General features: G+C 62.3%; 13 protein-coding genes, 1 tRNA gene and 1 other RNA gene. 13 read left to right on the top strand and 2 right to left on the bottom strand.

Translation table 11 applies throughout. From position 1 onward, the window contains the following. Positions 1-437 precede the first annotated feature (437 nt). The 4 genes from BJP08_RS01025 (at position 438) to BJP08_RS11140 (ending at position 4,979) form a co-directional block, all read left to right on the top strand. The gene (locus BJP08_RS01025) at positions 438-2,840 is read left to right on the top strand and encodes an MMPL family transporter (protein ID WP_071567838.1); all 2,403 of its coding nucleotides are present in this window, start codon (positions 438-440) and stop codon (positions 2,838-2,840) included. Continuing rightward, a complete protein-coding gene (tgt, locus tag BJP08_RS01020) occupies positions 2,837-4,087 on the top strand; it encodes a tRNA guanosine(34) transglycosylase Tgt (protein WP_071567836.1) in 1,251 nt (416 codons plus the stop codon). The genes BJP08_RS01025 and tgt overlap by 4 nt, the downstream gene beginning before the upstream one ends. A gap of 67 nt (positions 4,088-4,154) precedes the next feature. Beyond that, the gene (locus tag BJP08_RS01015; RefSeq protein WP_071567834.1) at positions 4,155-4,589 is read left to right on the top strand and encodes a hypothetical protein; all 435 of its coding nucleotides are present in this window, start codon (positions 4,155-4,157) and stop codon (positions 4,587-4,589) included. A 60-nt stretch (positions 4,590-4,649) separates the two neighbouring features. Beyond that, on the top strand, positions 4,650-4,979 hold the full coding sequence (locus tag BJP08_RS11140; protein WP_177221693.1) for a helix-turn-helix domain-containing protein: 330 nt from the start codon (positions 4,650-4,652) through the stop codon (positions 4,977-4,979). Here the strand turns inward: BJP08_RS11140 and BJP08_RS01005 are convergent. Then, a complete protein-coding gene (locus BJP08_RS01005; protein WP_071567832.1) occupies positions 4,976-5,662 on the bottom strand; it encodes a queuosine precursor transporter in 687 nt (228 codons plus the stop codon). The genes BJP08_RS11140 and BJP08_RS01005 overlap by 4 nt on opposite strands. Here BJP08_RS01005 and gluQRS point away from each other — a divergent pair. Continuing rightward, positions 5,661-6,581: a tRNA glutamyl-Q(34) synthetase GluQRS gene (gene gluQRS, locus BJP08_RS01000; RefSeq protein WP_071567830.1), complete on the top strand. Its 921-nt coding sequence runs from the start codon at positions 5,661-5,663 to the stop codon at positions 6,579-6,581. The two genes, BJP08_RS01005 and gluQRS, sit on opposite strands and share 2 nt — an antisense overlap. A gap of 170 nt (positions 6,582-6,751) precedes the next feature. Continuing rightward, on the top strand, positions 6,752-10,309 hold the full coding sequence (locus BJP08_RS00995) for a YPDG domain-containing protein (RefSeq protein WP_143109965.1): 3,558 nt from the start codon (positions 6,752-6,754) through the stop codon (positions 10,307-10,309). 396 nt (positions 10,310-10,705) lie between these two features. Here BJP08_RS00995 and BJP08_RS00990 read toward each other — a convergent pair. Next, a tRNA-Ser gene (locus BJP08_RS00990) sits at positions 10,706-10,791 on the bottom strand. 114 nt (positions 10,792-10,905) lie between these two features. On the opposite strand from BJP08_RS00990, the gene ffs reads away from it, so the two are divergent. From ffs to BJP08_RS00955, 7 genes are all read left to right on the top strand, one after another. Continuing rightward, an RNA gene (gene ffs / locus BJP08_RS00985) (signal recognition particle sRNA small type) lies at positions 10,906-11,004 on the top strand. Between the two features lie 114 nt (positions 11,005-11,118). Continuing rightward, a complete protein-coding gene (locus BJP08_RS00980) occupies positions 11,119-12,405 on the top strand; it encodes an aminotransferase class I/II-fold pyridoxal phosphate-dependent enzyme (RefSeq protein WP_255364711.1) in 1,287 nt (428 codons plus the stop codon). Beyond that, positions 12,402-12,938 (top strand): hypothetical protein, encoded by a 537-nt coding sequence (locus BJP08_RS00975; RefSeq protein WP_071567826.1) that lies wholly within the window; start codon positions 12,402-12,404, stop codon positions 12,936-12,938. Before BJP08_RS00980 ends, BJP08_RS00975 begins: the two co-directional genes overlap by 4 nt. Before the next feature lie 18 nt (positions 12,939-12,956). After that, positions 12,957-14,972 (top strand): DNA polymerase III subunit gamma and tau, encoded by a 2,016-nt coding sequence (locus BJP08_RS00970; protein WP_071567824.1) that lies wholly within the window; start codon positions 12,957-12,959, stop codon positions 14,970-14,972. A gap of 73 nt (positions 14,973-15,045) precedes the next feature. Then, entirely contained in the window at positions 15,046-15,417 is a 372-nt protein-coding gene (locus BJP08_RS00965; RefSeq protein WP_071567822.1) for a YbaB/EbfC family nucleoid-associated protein, read from the top strand. A 58-nt stretch (positions 15,418-15,475) separates the two neighbouring features. Next, positions 15,476-16,102: a recombination mediator RecR gene (gene recR, locus BJP08_RS00960; RefSeq protein WP_070363279.1), complete on the top strand. Its 627-nt coding sequence runs from the start codon at positions 15,476-15,478 to the stop codon at positions 16,100-16,102. Positions 16,103-16,183: 81 nt separating this feature from the next. After that, complete coding sequence (locus tag BJP08_RS00955; RefSeq protein ID WP_005391230.1) at positions 16,184-16,462, top strand: hypothetical protein; 279 nt, start codon at positions 16,184-16,186, stop codon at positions 16,460-16,462. The last annotated feature ends 712 nt before the right edge of the window (positions 16,463-17,174 follow it).

The raw sequence follows: 17,174 nt of genomic DNA, 5'->3' as shown, positions 1-17,174 counted from the left end.
CGGCTGCCACACCGAGGATTTCCCGTCGGGGGCTAGATATATGCTTCCGGAGCATATACTTTCCGGAAACCTACAGGTCAATCCGTGAAAATCCGCGATTCCGGACACACTTTTTGACCCTTAACCCCGAGTGCCAAAGGACGCAATTCGCAAAACGAGCATTTGTATTCCCGCAGGCCAAAAAAGGGCTAGAATTATTGCGTTGCGTCTTTTGGCACTCGCTCCTTTGTATGTGCACCACATTCCCGGATTTGGGGTGGGGTCGGTGCGTTTCCCCAGGTTGTCTAAGGCGGGCAACTTTTTCGCTTGGTCAAACCGGTGACCTGGGTATGAAGGGAAATCGAGTCCAGCAAGGGTTCGCCTATAAGATGGCCTGGTAACGTGCCGCGGCTTGGTGGCACCAACAATCGAGAAGCGACAGTGAGGACGTAAACACCGTGGCGAAGATGCTGTTTCGGCTTGGGCGCTGGTCATTTCTGCATAAGTGGAAGGTGATCGTGGCGTGGCTGTTGCTGCTCGGCGCCACGGCGGCGGGGGCGTTTTCGCTGATGAAGCCGTTTACGTCGGAGTTTCCGATCTCGGGGACGCCCGGCATCGAAGCACTCGAGGACATGGAGCGGCACTTCCCGGGTGAAGGGAACGTGGCGACGGCGCCCGGGGTGAATTTGGTGTTTGCGGCGCCGGAGGGGCGTCGATTAGATGAGCCGGAGTTCATGGCGGGGATGGACGCGACGGTCGGCTACATCGAGGAGCACCTGGAGGGGCTGACGGGGACGGACAGGTTTGGCAACCCGGTGAATGTGAACCGGGAGCTGGGGGAGATGATCGTCGGGCAGATGACGCAGATGGGCCTGCCTGAGGAGCAGGCGAAGCAGGACGCGTACTACCTGCGGATGGTGTCGGACGATGGCCGGATTGGGTACACCACGTTCGAGTTTGGCGCGGAGTCTTCGATGTCGGTGTCGGAGGAAGAGCGCGCCGTGGTGAATGAGGCGCTGGAGATCGGCCGGGAGGCTGGCCTGCAGGTTGAGGCCGGTGGTGCCGGGTTCGGGGATCCGATCCAGATTAAGACGACGTCGGAAATGGTGGGGCTCGCGGTGGCGTTTGTGGTGCTGATTGTGACGTTTGGGTCCTTGGTGGCGTCGACAATGCCGATTGTGAGTGCAGTCGTTGGGGTGGGCATTGGTGTGCTGGCGGTGCTGATCACGACGCATTGGGTGGAGCTGAACGAGGTCACGCCGGTGCTGGCGGTGATGATCGGGCTGGCCGTCGGTATTGACTATGCGCTGTTCATCCTGTCGCGCTACAGGCAGGAGCGTCAGACGCTGGACCCGCCGGAGGCGATTGGCCTGGCGGTGGGCACGGCCGGTTCTTCGGTGGTGTTCGCGGGGACGACGGTGTTCACGGCGCTGGTAGCGCTGTCCCTGGCCGGGATTGAGTTTTTGACCTGGATGGGCTTGGCGGCTGCGCTGACGGTGCTTATTGCGGTGCTGGTGGCGTTGACGCTGCTCCCGGCGCTGTTGGGCGTGTGGGGTGAGCGTTCCTTTGGCGGGAAGTTGCCGTGGTTCGCGGGCAACCCTGGGCCTGGCAAGCGTGAAGGCCGTGACTTGGCGGCCAAGTCGGTGGGGCGTTCCTGGGTGAACGTGGTGCGCAGGTTCCCGGTGATGGTGATGACGGTCGTCGTGCTGGGGTTGGGTGCGATGTCGGCGCCGCTGCTGCAGTTGGAGATGGCGTTGCCGTCGGATACGACGTCGAACCTGGACACGACGCAGCGCAAGTCGGCGGATCTGATGGCAGACGGCTTCGGCCCTGGGGTGAACGCCCCGTTCCTGCTGGTTGTCGACGCCACCTCCGTCAACCCCGACGCGGAGATGCTGCAGCCGTACATGGCGATGATGCCGGACGAGGCCGGCGGGCGCGCGCAGAAGGCGGCGCTGGCGTCGTTTATGTATGCGGTGCAGGAGGCCAACAGCGTCAACGGTATTGAGCACGCCCAGCTCATCGGCGCGAATGAGGATTTGACGGCGGCTCGGATTCTGGCCACCCCGAAGGGCGGCCCGGAGGAGGAGTACACGCTGGAGGTGGCGCATGCGCTGCGCGCGAATAATGTGCAGGTGGAGGATGCGACGGGGACGTCGATAGGTTTGACGGGCCTTACCGCTGTGCAGATGGACATTACCGAGGAGCTTGAGGCGGCGATGCCGCTCTACCTGGCGATTGTGGTCGGGCTGGCGATTGTGTTGCTGATCCTGGTGTTCCGCTCCATTTTGGTGCCGGTCGTGGCGGGTCTTGGGTTCCTGTTGTCGGTGGGTGCGGCGTTCGGTATGACGGTGGGCATGTTCCAGCTTGGCTGGGGTGGCTTGGTCAACACTCCGGGCCCGATCCTGTCGTTCATGCCAATCTTCCTGATCGGCGTCACCTTCGGCCTGGCCATGGACTACCAGGTCTTCTTGGTGACCCGCATCCGCGAGCGTTACCTGAAGCTGCGCCGCGCCGGCGACCCTGAAGCGGAAATCAAGGCGGTGCGCGAGTCCACCGTTGAGGGCTTCGTGCAGGGCGCCCGCGTGGTCACGGCCGCGGCGATCATTATGATTGCGGTGTTCGTGGCGTTCATCGATCAGCCGTTGCCGTTCGTGCAGATCTTCGGCTTTACGCTCGGCGTCGCCGTATTTTTCGACGCCTTCTTCGTCCGCATGGCGCTCGTCCCCGCTACGATGTTCATCCTGGGCCGTTCCACCTGGTGGATGCCGAAGTGGTTGGACAAGGTGCTGCCGGAAGTTGACGTGGAAGGCACCGCACTCGAGGCCGAATTCCACCCCGAATCACAGGAGCACGCATGACCGACGACCTTTCTTTCGACCTGACAACCACCCTGTATGACGCGCCGGGCAAGCATGGGCGCACGGGTGTGATCCATACGCCGCACGGCCCGATCCAGACCCCGGCGTTCATCCCGGTGGCTACGAAAGCCACGGTGAAAACGCTCACTCCGGAGCAGATCCACCAGACTGGGGCGCAGGCGATCCTGTCGAACGCCTACCACCTGTACCTGCAGCCGGGACCCGACATCGTCGATGAGGCCGGGGGCGTCGCTGCCTTCGAGAACTGGGACGGCCCGACCTACACGGACTCGGGCGGCTTCCAGGTGATGAGCCTGGGCGTCGGCTTCAAGAAGGTTCTCGCGATGGACACGGCTGGGCTGACGGAGAAGGACATCCGCGCCGAGAAACGCAAGCGCATGGCGATGGTCGACGAAGACGGCGTCGACTTCAAATCCGTCATCGACGGCTCCAAGCACCGCTTCACCCCCGAAGTGAGCATGCAGATCCAGCATCAGCTCGGCGCCGACATCATGTTCGCCTTCGACGAGCTCACCACCCTCGTGGACACCCGCGACTACCAGGAACGTTCCGTGGAACGCACCCACCGCTGGGCGAAGCGCTGCCTCGACGAGCACCACCGCCTGACCGAGGAGCGCACGCACCGCCCGAAGCAGTCACTGTGGGGCGTGGTGCAGGGCGCCCAGTACGAAGATTTACGACGCCACGCCACCCGCGGACTGCTCGACCTCGACCGCGAAGCGCGCGAAGCCGGCCGCCGTGGCTTCGGCGGCTTCGGCATCGGCGGCGCCCTGGAGAAGGAGAACCTGGGCACCATCGTCGGCTGGGTCACCGACGAGCTGCCGGTAGACAAGCCACGCCACCTGCTGGGCATCTCGGAGCCTGACGACATCTTCACTGCCGTCGAAGCCGGTGCCGACACGTTCGACTGCGTCGCGCCGACGCGTCTTGGTCGCCGTGGTGGCGTCTATACGCTGGACGGGCGCATGAACTTGATGAACGCCCGGTTCAAGCGGGACTTCTCCGGCATCGACGAGGAGTTCGGCGGCTACGTCTCCGAGAACTACTCGCGCGCCTACATCCACCACCTGCTCAAGGCCAAGGAGTTCCTGGCTGGCACGCTGTGCACCATGCACAACCTGGAGTTCATGATCCGCCTAGTGGACAACATCCGCCACGCCATCGACGCCGGGGAGTACGAGGCCTTCCGCGATGAGTTCATGGGCAGGTACTACGCGGGGAAGTAGGTGAGGGTGGCTAGAGGCTCTTATAGGCGCTAGGCTAGAGCGCATTTCGGGGGACAAAGGGGGTACAGTGTCTGGTCAGCTTTGGCGCGTCGAGGTCTTCGATGGTGGAAACTTTCATCGTTTTTACAAACGCCTGGATGAAGTGGAACGAGCAGTCACGGACGCAGCAGTCCAGTATGTTCTAGCGCCGCTGGGGATTCGCATCTGTGAAAGCGAATGGGGCAAAAGCCTTGGTAGCGGGCTGTTTGAACTTCGAATAAGAAGAAGCATCGACACAATTCTTCGCGAGCATGGGCCTTCGGGAGCGGCTGATCGGGTGCCAAAACGTTGGTGGAAGAAACGTGTATTGATCCGTGTCTACTGCACTTTTCACGGCGACAAGATCGTTCTGTTGCTGGGTGGGTACAACAAACTGCGTGCGCCAAGTAGCAAGCAAGAACAGAAGGAGATTCGAGCTGCAAGGGCTGCGCTGGAACAGTGGAAGCGTGACCAACCCTCTTGATCTCATGTGTTCTAGCACATAAGATCAAGGGTATTGAATCAGCGGATGAAAGGTGTAGGAATGGGGACTACCGCATTTGAAGAATTCGTAAAGCCATATCGGGAATCAGCTTCACCAGCTGCTGAGATCGTGCGAGATGCTGCTGCTCGTGCGTTTACGTCCGAGATTGCAGACCGAAGGGCAGTGGGTGCTGCCCTGATGACGGCGAGGAAAGAATGCGGCGCAACGCAACAAGAGGTTGCAGACTCCGCAGGGATCCAGCAAGCCGAGTTGAGCCGCATTGAGAACGGGCTTGGTAACCCGACTGTTGATACTTTGCTTAAAGTGCTTGCTGCCCTTGATCTCAGATTGGTGTTCGAGCCAGCTCCTAGCGCTGGCTCTGGGCGTTAGCTTCGCAGCTCTGTATGTAGTTCTTGCTCGCGGCGGCGCACCCACGCGATGGTCGGGTAGGTGATTGGGAGGAGAACGACTTCGAGCAGGGTCTTCCACAGGAAGCCGACGACGACGTAGTTGATGAACTGCCCCGGCGTTTCGATGCCGATGACCGCCGCTGCGATGGCGCAGAACAGGAGGGTATCGGCGAACTCGCCGACGATGGTGGAGCCGATGAGGCGTGCCCACAGGCGCTCGTGTCCGAACCGGTCTTTCATTTTCTGCAACACCCACGCGTTGAGCAGCTGGCCTGCGATGTAGCCTGCCAGGGATGCCATGACGATGCGCGGCATGAGGCCGAGGATCGTCGAGAAGGGTTCTTGCATGTCGTAGAAGTCGGCGCCGGGGAGCCAGATGGCGATGTAGAAGGACACGACGGCCAGGATGGCGATGCCGAACCCGGTGAAGATCGCCCGGCGGGCGGCTTTGAACCCGTAGACTTCGGCGAGTACGTCGCCGAGGACGTATGCAAGTGGGAAGAGGAAGAAGGCGCCGTCGGTGATGAATGGTCCGAGGGCGACTCCCTTCTGTGCTGTGATGTTGGAAATGAGGAAGACGGCGCAGAACACAGATACCAGTACAGGGTAAAGCGATCGCGCAAAAGTTTCTTGGTTTGTCACGGCTACATATCCTATACACATGAATGCTGGACGGTATGCACCTTCCCCGAGTGGGGATCTTCATTTCGGCAATTTGCGGACGGCGCTGTTGGCGTGGTTGTTCGCGCGTCAGAGCGGGCGGCGTTTTTGGTTGCGGGTGGAAGATGTTGATTCGGAGCGTTCGTCGGAGGAGGCGGGGCGTCGTCAAATAGGGGACTTGCTGGCGCTGGGGCTTGATTTTGATCCGCCGGTGGTGTGGCAGTCGCAGCGTTCGGCGCTGTATGAGGCGGCGTTGTCGCAGCTGCCGGTGTATGAGTGTTATTGCACGCGTCGGGAGATTCGGGAGGCGGCAAGTGCGCCGCACGCGCAGCCTGGGCTGTACCCAGGTACATGCAGGGACTTGAGCGAGGAGCAGCGAGCTTTTCGACGCCACCAGCTTTCGCAACAGGGCCGCATGCCTGCCCTCCGCCTGCGTGCTGATGTGAGGGAGTGGACGGTCCGGGACTTCTTTGCCGGGGAGGTGACCGGGCCTGTCGATGACGTGGTGGTGCGCCGGGGCGGAAACCTTGCGCAGGCGCAGGCGGGGGATTGGGCGTATAACTTGGCGGTGGTCGTCGACGACGTGGATCAGGGGGTTGACCAGGTGGTTCGCGGGGATGACCTGTTGATGTCAGCGCCGGCGCAGGCGTACATGACGCACCTGTTGGGTGGGCAGGAGCCGGAGTATGTGCACGTGCCGCTGGTGCTCAACGCGGAGGGGAAGCGGCTGGCGAAGCGTGATGGGGCGGTGAAGTTCGCGGAGATGTCGAAGCAGGTTGGGGTGGATGGCGTGGTGCGGGCGCTGGCGGAGTCGGTCGGGTGCGCGGGTGCCAGGACTGTGCAGGAGATCCTTGCGCGCTTCGACCCTGAAAGACTTTCTGGGGATCCATTCGTCTGGACAAATACACCCGCGCGGGGGTAACCGCAGGTCGAATATCGTGGGTGCGTCGCAAATATTTTAATGACAACTGAGCAGGTCCTGGCGTCTACTGAAAATTCACTGTCAAAAGCACTTGAAACTTCTCAAAAACGGGTCATGATAAATGGATAGCTTAAATAACACACAGTTGCCTTTGAGGAGAGTTTCAGAAAATGCGAAATCGTAGAATGTCGGCCACGGTGGTGGCGCTGGCACTTGGGGCATCCGCGCTCGTAGCGCCGCAGGCGAGCGCACAGAGCGTCGAGGACAACCGGTGCCACGACGTACTGAGTGCGAACACCTTGTTCCCGCACCAGCGCGTTGGTGCCGTGACTACGCCGAACGAGGGCTCGTTTGAGACGGGTACCCGCGCTGTCGTGAATGACCAGGGCCAGATCGAGGTGTACTACTGGGTCAGCCTCCACGGCGATGGCGAACATGCGGTGGACAAGATGATTTCCGAGCTGCGCATGAACCAGACCCGTTTTGCTGAGTTCGATGAGACCTTCACGCTGTCAGCGGTTCCAGTTGGGGAGACGATCCCGGGCGCGGGGCGCACCGGCGAAGATAGCACGACCAATATGGACCTTGAGGTGACTGGAAGCGCTCTCGTCGACCAGGCGGAGCTGAGCCTGTCGAGCCGCACCCCGGAGGTCTCTGCGAAGGTCGACCTCAAAGGCGCCAAGAGCATCGTTGACGGCGAAACGCGGACCTTCGCGTGGGTCGCCCGAAGCGTGGGGACCGGCTACAAGAACTTCCCGAACCGCCTGGGCTTCGAGGCCCGCAACATCGCCGAGGTTGACCTGCTGCCAGTGCCGGCTGAGAACGCGCAGTGCTACCCGCTGCAGGCGGCCCAGGACGAGGTGCCGGTAGTGACCGCTACGGGCAAAGAGTTCGCAACGAACATCCAGGTCAGCAACGGTTCTGAGGCCGATTACGGTCGTGCGATTGCCGTCGTGAAGCGCAACGGCAAGGTTGTCGAGGGCGCGAATGCGCGCGTCGACAAGGATGGTCGCGTCTACGTCACCCTGCCTGTCGGTGGGACAGGCGAGCTCGACAACGAGAAGCCGGAAACTCTCCAGGTGGAGGTGTACGCCACCCCTCGCGACGGCCACGACGAGATCAACCTGCAGAAGTACAAGGACAACGCCAAGATTGGCGAGACGTTCCAGCTCAAGACGAAGCAGTGGGCACCAAGCTACGGCGACAAGAAGACCTCCCCAGGCAAGACCGCAACCGTCCCGCTGAAGCCAGGCGATCCGGCATACCCCGACGGCACCACCTTCAAGGTCATCGGCGCCACCCCTAGCAGCGAAGACCGCCAATGGGGCGTCGTCCTCGAGAAGGGCAGCAACGCGCTCAAGGTGACCGCGCCGATCAACGCGCGCCTCGAAGACACTGTGACCGTGCAGGTTGAGGCCAGCTACCCTGACGGTTCCCATGACGTGCTGACGTCTGTCGTCGGTGTTGACACAACCCTGTCGCAGGGCCACAACCCTGGCTACGACGTCGTGATCACCCGCCCAACCGTCACGGTCACCCTGCCGCAGGTCCGCGACCCAGAGCTGCCTAGCGGGACAACGTTCAAGATCGCCCGAGATCAACAGCTCGGCGACTGGAAAGTGGGCGTCGATAAGCGAACGGGCGAGATCACCGCTACGCCTCCTGCCAACGCCCGCGACGGAGAAACCAAGACCATCAACGTCGAGGTGATCTTCCCGGACGGCTCCACCAAGGTCGTGCCGGGCACCGTCATCGTCAGCGCGCCGCCGCACGCGCAGAACCCAGACGCCTACTACCTGGCGGAAACCACCCGCCCAAACGTCGAGGTCACGGTCCCCGCCCCTGAGTTCAGCGCGGAAGCGCCGAAGGGCACCAAGTTCTCCATCCACGATGCCTACAAGGCGCCGAAGGGCTGGAAGGCCAGCGTCGGGAAGGACGGCTCCGTCACCGCCACCCCGCCCGCCGACGCCAAACCAGGCGACCGCATCGTAGTCCCCGTCCAGATCACCTACCCTGACGGCTCCTCGATCACCCGCCCGGCAGTCGTCGTCGTTGTCGACGACGCCCCCAAGGGCACCAACGACGTCCAGTTCCCACCGAAGCCGACCAACCCGGGCACCGTCGTAGTCGTCACCCCGAAGGGCGGCACCGAGGGCTCCACCTATGTCGTCGAGCAGAAGGACATCCCTGAAGGCTGGACCGTCAACATCGACAAAAACACCGGTGTCGCACACGTCACGCCACCAGCGAACGCGAAACCGGGCGACTTCGGCGTCATCAACGTGCAGGTCACCGACCCGAACGGAAACACCATCACGCGCCCAATCGTCGTGACCGTCGTCGACGACCCAGCCGCACCAGTCGACCCGAAGCCGGCAACCCCGTCTGCCCCGGACCAGAACTACACCCCGAAGCAGACCAAGCCGAACCAGACCGTCACCGTCAACCCGACACCACGCGCGCCGGGCGGCACCACCTTCGTCATTTCGCCTGAATACAAGGCGCCGAAGGGCTGGAAGGTCACCGTCGGCGAGGACGGCGGCGTCACCGCCACCCCACCTGCCGACGCCAAGTCCGGCGACTACACCATCGTCCCAGTCGACATCACCTACCCAGGCGGCCAGAAAGTCACGCGCCCAGCAACCATCCTCGTTGTTGACGACGCCGACACCCCCGAAGGCCAGCCACCAGTCGACTACAACCCGGGCCGCACCAAGGGCGGCGTCACCGTCGTCGTGCCTCCGAGCACCAAGCCAGACGGCGCGACCTTCAAGATCGTCGACGGCTGGAAGGCGCCAGACGGCTGGGACGTCAACGTGAACGGCGACGGTTCCGTCTCCGTCACGCCACCTACCAACGCTAAGCCAGGCGACCAGGTCGTCGTCCCGGTAGAGATCACCTACCCGGGTGGCAAGACCGTCACCCGCCCGGCCGTCGTTACCGTCACCGGCGACACCCCGTCGACCTCCGCCGGCAACACCCCTCCGACAATCGAAGTCACACCTAAGCCAGGCTCCACGGAGAAGATTGTTGTTACCCCAGGCACGCAAAACATCGTGATCAACGTGCCAGGCGCCAACATCGGCAACCTGAAGCTGCCAGAGGGGTGGACCGCCAAGCGCGAAGGCGACAAGATCATCATCGTCCCGCCAGCTGAGCGCACCCCGGACTCCAAGGGCTTCGACATCAAGATCCCAGGCCGCGACGGCGACGTCACCGTCCACGTCGTAGTTCAAGGCGACAAGGAACAGCCGAAGACCCCAGGCAAGAGCTCGGCCGACGAGCTGCAGCGCTGCTTCGCCGACATGTCCTCCCACGGCGGGCCACTCCTGTGGCTCATCCCGCTCGGGCTGGCAGTCGCAGTTGGCGCACCGCTCATCGCCGTAATGGGCCCAGAGATCAGCGCCTCCGCACGCCGCGTCTCCGAGCAGATGAACATCCCGAACCCGTTCGGTAACTTCGGCGACAACCGACCTGACTTCCTGAAGCAGCTCGACATCGAAGCCGCACGCCTGAACGCCAAGTTTGGTCCGCAGGCCACCGAAGCTCTCGGCGCCATCGCGGCAGTCACGCTCGGAATCGGTGCCCTGGCAGGCCTGTTCTCCCTGTGTGCCCCAGGCGAGAACGGCGCAGCCAACAAGATCCAGCAGAGCTCCAACGAGGGCTCCTCGCTCGGCGATTTCCTCGGCCGGAAGCCTTCGACAACGGCCACGCCTAAGGAGAAGTAGCGTCCCTTAGTCTCCGGCTAAACCCCGCGACCTGCGAGTTGGGTCGCGGGGTTTTGCACGTGCGGGACCCGCGCACCAAATTCCCTCACGAAGCGAGCGTGACCTGGGGAAATGTCTTGGCGAGTGTCCGAACGCTCTGTGTGAGTGACAAAGGACGCAGTCTTGTCGGGGGAGGGGGTAAAAGCCCTGGTCGCAAAAAAGGGGGTGCGTCTTTTGTCACTCGGACGATGGGTAGTGCACCTAATTCCCTCACGCGGCGGGCGCAAGCTGGGGAAACGCTCGGGCGCGACTCTGGCACTAAGGGAAAACAGGGAATGTGGTGCGCAGCAAACCACACTCGAACACGAAAACAGCGCACCCAGTGAAAACTTTCACTGGGTGCGCTGTCGAAAGGCGCGGAGGATGTGGGATTTGAACCCACGAGGGTCGTGAAACCCGCACGCGTTCCAGGCGTGTGACATAGGCCGCTAGTCGAATCCTCCTAGTTGCGACACATCATGCGTCGAGGGATTACTTTAACCTATCCCCCCAGGTTCCTACAAAACGCCAGCGTAATAAATGTTTTGCAACGTCTACGGCTTCAGGCTAGAGTGTTCTGCAGGATCTCACGCGGTGCTCATCTCGTGAACTCCCCCAGGGCGGGAACGCAGCAAGGGTAAGCGGGCGCTGGCAGGTGCGTGAGGTCCCCTTTTTATTGGGGTAAAACAGGGGAAAATCGGGGTAAAACCGTCGCGCGGGGCGGGGTGTCGCTAGTACGATGATGGGTCGTTAGTAGATAGGACTCGGTACCAGGATAGGACACCACGACATTGAACACCCCGTTGAAAGAATTGGACGCTGAGCAGCTCGCAAGTCTGGCTGCTGAGTTGCGTGAGCAGTACAAGCAGCTGGAAGAGACCAACCTGGCGTTGGATCTCACGAGGGGGAAGCCGTCGGCGCGTCAGCTGGACTTGGCGGACGAGCTGTTAGCGCTGCCGGGTGTGGGCAACCACCGTGACGCATCTGGCGTGGACGTGCGCAATTACGGCGGTCTGACTGGCATTTTGCAGTTGCGCGAGTTGTGGGCTGAGGTGCTCGGCGTTGATCCGAACCTGTTGGTGGCGGGGGATGCGTCGTCGTTAAATATTATGTTTGACCTGGTGTCTTGGGCGTATACGTTTGGGACGAATGATTCGCCGCGGCCGTGGGCGGACGAGCAACGCGAGCACGCGATTAAGTGGCTGTGCCCGGTGCCCGGCTACGACCGCCACTTCACGATTACGGAGCGCTTCGGCTTCGAAATGATCACGGTCCCGCTGCTGGAGGACGGCCCCGACATGGACGTCGTCGAGGAGCTGGTGAAGGACCCGGCGGTCAAGGGCATGTGGTGTGTGCCGGTGTTTTCCAACCCGACGGGCGCGGTGTATTCCCAGGCGACCATCGAGCGTTTGGCGGCGATGGAAACGGCCGCGCCGGACTTCCGCATCGTGTGGGATAACGCGTACGCGGTGCACACGCTGACAGATACGTTCCCGGTGAACGTGGATGTGCTGGAGGTGTCGGCGAAGGCGGGGCACCCGAATCGTTTCTGGTACATGTCGTCGACGTCGAAGATTACGCACGCGGGTTCGGGTGTGGCGTTCTTTGCTTCGTCGCAGGAGAACCTGGAGTGGTACGAGTCGATCGCGAATGTGCGTGGTATCGGCCCGAATAAGGTGAACCAGTTGGCGCACGCGATGTACTTCAAGGACGCGAATGGGCTGCGGGAGATTATGCGGAAGCATGCGGAGTCGCTGGCGCCGAAGTTCGAGGCGGTGCTCGGCGTGCTGGAGAACCGGCTTGGGGGCACAGGCGTGGCGTCTTGGTCGACGCCGAAGGGCGGCTACTTCATCTCCTTGGACGTGATGGATGGGACTGCGACTCGCGTGTGGGAGCTGGCGAAGCAGGCCGGCATCAGCCTGACGAAGGCGGGTTCGGCGTTCCCGAAGGGGCAGGACCCGAACGACCGCAATATTCGTTTGGCGCCGTCGCTGCCGCCGCTTGAGGAGGTCACGAAGGCGATGGACGGCGTGGCCACGTGCGTGCTGCTGGCGGCGGTGGAGAAGCTCGGCGCATGACGGGCGACGAGCTCGCCGCCTGGCTGGCCTCGGTGTTTCCGGGGATGCAGCTTTCGCTTGTCGACGCCCGCGCCGCCGCCACCGCGGAACTGAACGGTGCGAACGTGGCGGTTACCGCCGGGTTCAGCGGCACCGATTTAGGCCTGGTGTTGGCGGACGATGACGCCACCCAGGTGGTGTGCGAGGTGATGGCGGTGGGGGACGTCGACAAGCAGGTGCTTGCTCAGGCCGTTGTAGACGCGACCCGCGAGCTTGAGCGACTCGGCGTGCCGGGCCAGCCGGGTGTGCTGCTCGAGGGGTTGCTGGCCGACGCGCCGGGCACCGTGCGGCATGGGCTGTTGCGGGAGCCGGAGGTGTTTGTGCAGGGCACACCGTTGGTGCGTGAGCCGGGCCGGATCACGCTGCTTCTGGAGCTGATCGCGCTGACGGATGAGGAGTTCGGGATCGCTTCGGAGCAGGGCTATCCGGTGCTGGAGCGGCGTCTGCGCAGGCGTGGCGTGGATGTGAAAGATTGGCGCCGGGAAGAGGGCTGATCGTCTACACTTGGCGCCGTGGCTCTGTACCGGAAATATCGTCCTGCAACGTTTGGTGAGCTGGTTGGGCAAGACCAGGTGACTGTGCCGTTATCGAACGCTCTCGACAACGGGCGCATCAGCCATGCGTACCTGTTTTCGGGGCCGCGGGGGTGCGGCAAGACGTCCTCGGCGCGCATTCTGGCGCGCTCGTTGAACTGTGTTGAGGGGCCGACGTCCACTCCGTGCGGCAAGTGCGCGTCCTGTGTGTCGCTGGCGCCGGGTGGCACCGGGAACCTGGACGTGATGGAGCTGGACGCCGCCTCCCACGGCGGTGTCGACGACATGCGTGAGCTGCGCGAACGCGCCATGTTCGCGCCTGCGGAGTCCCGCTACCGCGTCTTCATCATCGACGAGGCGCACATGATCTCGCCCTCCGGCAACAACGCCTTGCTGAAGATTGTGGAGGAGCCGCCAGAGCACCTCATTTTCATCTTTGCGACGACGGAGCCGGAAAAGATTCTTGGCACGATCCGTTCGCGTACCCACAATTACCCGTTCCGTCTGCTGACCCCGCAGGCGATGCGCCACCTGCTGGAAAACATTGTGGCGGAGGAGGGGGCGTACGTCGACGAGAACGTGTACCCGCTGGTCATCCGCGCTGGAGGCGGTTCGCCGCGCGACACACTGTCGGTGTTGGACCAGCTGCTGGCGGGCGCCGGCCCGGACGGCTTGACCTACGAGATGGCGCTGCCGCTGCTTGGGGTCACGGACCTCACGCTTCTCGACGCCGCCGTCGACTCACTCGCCACCAAGGACGCCGCGGCGATGTTCCACACCATCGACAAGGTGATTGAGTCCGGTCACGAGCCGCGGCGCTTCGCCCTCGACCTGCTGGACCGGCTGCGCGACCTGCTGCTCATCGTCACCGTGCCGGATGCCTTCGGCGAAGGGCTTGTCGACGCCCCCGTCGACCGCGCCGAAATCCTCCGCGCCCAAGCGCAACAGTTCCACCCGTCCAGGCTGGCGGCGCTCGCGACCGAGGTCAACGACCGGATCGCGGACCTCCGCGGCGCGACGTCCCCGCGCCTGCTGCTGGAAGTGATGATGGCGCACCTGCTCACGATGGGAGACCGCCCGGCGGTCTCCGCTGCTGCGCCCGCACCGGCGCCTGCTGCCCAGGCTCCTGCTCAGGCGGCACCGGTCCCGGCAGCGTCGCAGGCTCCTTCGCAGGGTGGGGGAGCCGCGGCCGCAGCGGCTGCGGCGGCCAGGATCGCGGAGCGCCGCAAGGCGCAGAGCGCGCCGAAACCTGCGCCCGCGCCTGCTCCTGCACCCAATCCTGAACCCAAGCCCGAGCCGAAGCCCGTTCCGCAACCGCCGGCGGAACCCGCAACGCCACCGAAGCCGGAGCCCACCCCGGCACCGAAGCCGGAGCCGGAGCCAACACCAGCGCCCGCGGAGGACGTCCTCGAGCGCGTGCAGCGCGACTGGATGAAGCTGCGTCAAGCCGTGGGCAAACGGAACCAGGTCGCCGAAATCATGCTCGCCGAGGCCAAACCGCTCTCCCTCGACAACGAAGACGGCCAGCCCACACTGGTCATCGGGCACAACACGGGCGCCCTCGCAGAGCGCCTCAACGCCGACAACAACAACGCTGACATCGTCGCGGTGTTCTCCGAAGAGCTCGGCACCAAGGTCGCCGTGCGCTGCGTGGTGGGCACGAAGGGGGCGAAGGGGGCGTCGAAAAGTGAAGCAACCCCAAAACCCGCAGCGCAGCAGCCCACTGACTGGCGATCAATAGCGAAGGCCGCCGGGCAGCGCAGCGCGCAACAGGAGCGCCGCGAGCGCGAGGAAGTCCCGCCGCCACCCGAACCGCCCCACGACGACGCCGGATGGGAGCCACCACCGCCGCCACCCGAACCCTACAGCCAAGAGGACGAAGAACGCGACATGGTAGACCAAGCCCAGGCCGAATCGGCGACCTTCGACCGTCGCGACGCCACCGAAGTCGCCATGGACCTGCTTGCCAGCGAACTTGGAGCCAAGCCCTTGTAAGCATTCAGGGACCACCGGGTACACTGGTGGACAAATTAGACAAAATCACCGACACGAAAGGGTGTTACACACCATGACCCAGCCAAATATGCCTCAGGACATGCAGGAACTCATCCGCCAGGCAGCCGAGGTGCAGCAGGCGCTGCAGCAGGCACAGCAGGAGCTGCTCAGCACCACCGTCACCGGCACCGCTGGCGGCGGCCTGGTCACCGTCGTCATGACCGGTGGCGCAGAGATCACCGACCTGCAGATCAAGCCTGAAGCTGTCGACGCCGACGACGTCGAGACGCTACAGGACCTCATCCTCGCCGCATACCGCGACGCCCACAACAAGGCCGGCGAGCTGGCACAGGAAAAGATCGGCCCACTGACCGGCGGCGCAATGCCACAGGAGCCACAGGGCCAGCCTGCACCTGGTGAGATTCCGTTCGGCGGCATCATCTAAAACCACCCGCTTGAACGCCTGGCACTTCGCCAGGCGTTTTGTGTTGTAAAGGACCCCCATGTTCGAAGGACCGCTCCAAGACCTTATCGACGAGCTCTCGCGCCTCCCCGGCGTCGGACCCAAGTCCGCGCAACGGATCGCCTTCCACCTCCTCCAAACCGAGCCCGAAGATATCGACCGTCTGCGCGCCGCCCTCGCCGGCGTCCGCGACGGCGTGACGTTCTGCCGCATCTGCAACAACGTCTCCCGCGAAGCGGTCTGCCGCATCTGCGCCGACTCCGGCCGCAAAAAGGACCTCATCTGCGTCGTCGAAGACGCCAAAGACATCCAGGTCATCGAGCGGACCGGCGAGTTCAACGGCCGCTACCACGTCCTCGGCGGGGCACTCGACCCACTCGCGAACGTGGGCCCCAAGGACCTCGCCGTCACGCCCCTGCTGAAGCGCATCGGCGGCGTCCTTCCCGACCTCGACGGCGACGACGCCCCCCAAATCACCGAAGTCATCCTCGCCACCGACCCCGACACCGAAGGCGAAGCCACCGCCTCCTACCTGGCCCGCCTGCTCAAGGACTTCCCAGATCTGACCGTCTCCCGCCTGGCCTCCGGCATGCCGCTCGGCGGCGACCTCGAGTTCGTCGACGAGCTCACCCTCTCCCGCGCGCTCTCCGGGCGGCTCACGTTGTAGGAGGTGCTGTGCACCAAATTCCCTCACTGACCCTAGGTGGCAGGCTGGTTGTGGGCCAGAACCCGAAGGAGGTCCGCACCCATGTCCCCACACGATATTCCCCCGCTGATCCCCAAGCCACCAGAGAAGGATTGGGCCGATTACAACACCAACCCCGACCCCGGCAGGACTCGTAAACGTCGGCGTGCAAGCATGCTTTCTGCACGCGATGTGCTGGCGTTGCCGACTGTCACCCTTGCACCCGGTGCCACGCTTTCCGATAGTGAGTTGGTCATGCCGGATGCTGCGGCAGTCGTGTTTATCCCCAACACTGAATGCTCATGTACGGTAAAGAAGCAAGCAACCGAAAACAATAGATAGACCGCCAGCACTACACTATTCCGAACCAAAGACCAAAAGATAAGCATTTTGAGAAAATCTAAACTTTTGGATTTTCCTACAATGCCGACTACGGCGGAATCCCTCCCACTCCTTATATATTTCTTTCTGTATACATTGAATTTGTATTTAGTAAAATGCAGACAACACCACGGATCGGCTTTTGGCTGGACAATTCCAACCAAACACCGCAGCAGACAGTAGAAACCATTCTGAACGTTAGGAAGCCGGTATGATTGTTACATATAAGGGGAAGAAAAATTTCTTTTAGATACTTGTTTTCCTAAAACTGATGTGATATAATAATTCAATTCCAGAAAAGGAGTAAAAAATATGCGGCAAGGTATTCTTAAATAAAACTATAATCAAATAGTGGGAACAAAGGATTATGATAGTCCCTTTTGTAGGGGCTTAGTTTTTTGTACCCAATTTAAGAATACTTTTGCCTTATCAATTTTGACATATCCCCAAAAACAGCACTCACAAACAGGTGTATGCTGTATATGTGTATGTCCGCAAATTATCATCCCCAGTGGTAAAAGTATTTTACTGCTGGGGATTTTTATGGGGTTAAGGGTCAAAATGTGTGTCTGGCTCGGCGTGTCGCGGGGGTTAGATTTGGCCTTTTTGAATGCCGATTGAGTGGGTGTAGTCGGTGTCGATAGCGTTGTCGTAGAGGGCTGGGCGTCCTGTT

The organism is Corynebacterium sp. NML140438 (genome assembly GCF_001875725.1).
Taxonomy (GTDB): Bacteria; Actinomycetota; Actinomycetes; order Mycobacteriales; family Mycobacteriaceae; genus Corynebacterium.
This window is presented reverse-complemented; position numbering and strand designations above follow the sequence as displayed.

Bases quoted from the DNA above. Each gene is read 5' to 3' on its own strand.
- tgt (WP_071567836.1), top strand. From the start codon at position 2,837: ATGACCGACGACCTTTCTTTCGACCTGACAACCACCCTGTATGACGCG.
- BJP08_RS11140 (WP_177221693.1), top strand. From the start codon at position 4,650: ATGGGGACTACCGCATTTGAAGAATTCGTAAAGCCATATCGGGAATCA.
- gluQRS (WP_071567830.1), top strand. From the start codon at position 5,661: ATGAATGCTGGACGGTATGCACCTTCCCCGAGTGGGGATCTTCATTTC.
- BJP08_RS01005 (WP_071567832.1), bottom strand. From the start codon at position 5,662: ATGTGTATAGGATATGTAGCCGTGACAAACCAAGAAACTTTTGCGCGA.
- BJP08_RS00995 (WP_143109965.1), top strand. From the start codon at position 6,752: ATGCGAAATCGTAGAATGTCGGCCACGGTGGTGGCGCTGGCACTTGGG.
- BJP08_RS00975 (WP_071567826.1), top strand. From the start codon at position 12,402: ATGACGGGCGACGAGCTCGCCGCCTGGCTGGCCTCGGTGTTTCCGGGG.
- BJP08_RS00965 (WP_071567822.1), top strand. From the start codon at position 15,046: ATGACCCAGCCAAATATGCCTCAGGACATGCAGGAACTCATCCGCCAG.
- recR (WP_070363279.1), top strand. From the start codon at position 15,476: ATGTTCGAAGGACCGCTCCAAGACCTTATCGACGAGCTCTCGCGCCTC.
- BJP08_RS00955 (WP_005391230.1), top strand. From the start codon at position 16,184: ATGTCCCCACACGATATTCCCCCGCTGATCCCCAAGCCACCAGAGAAG.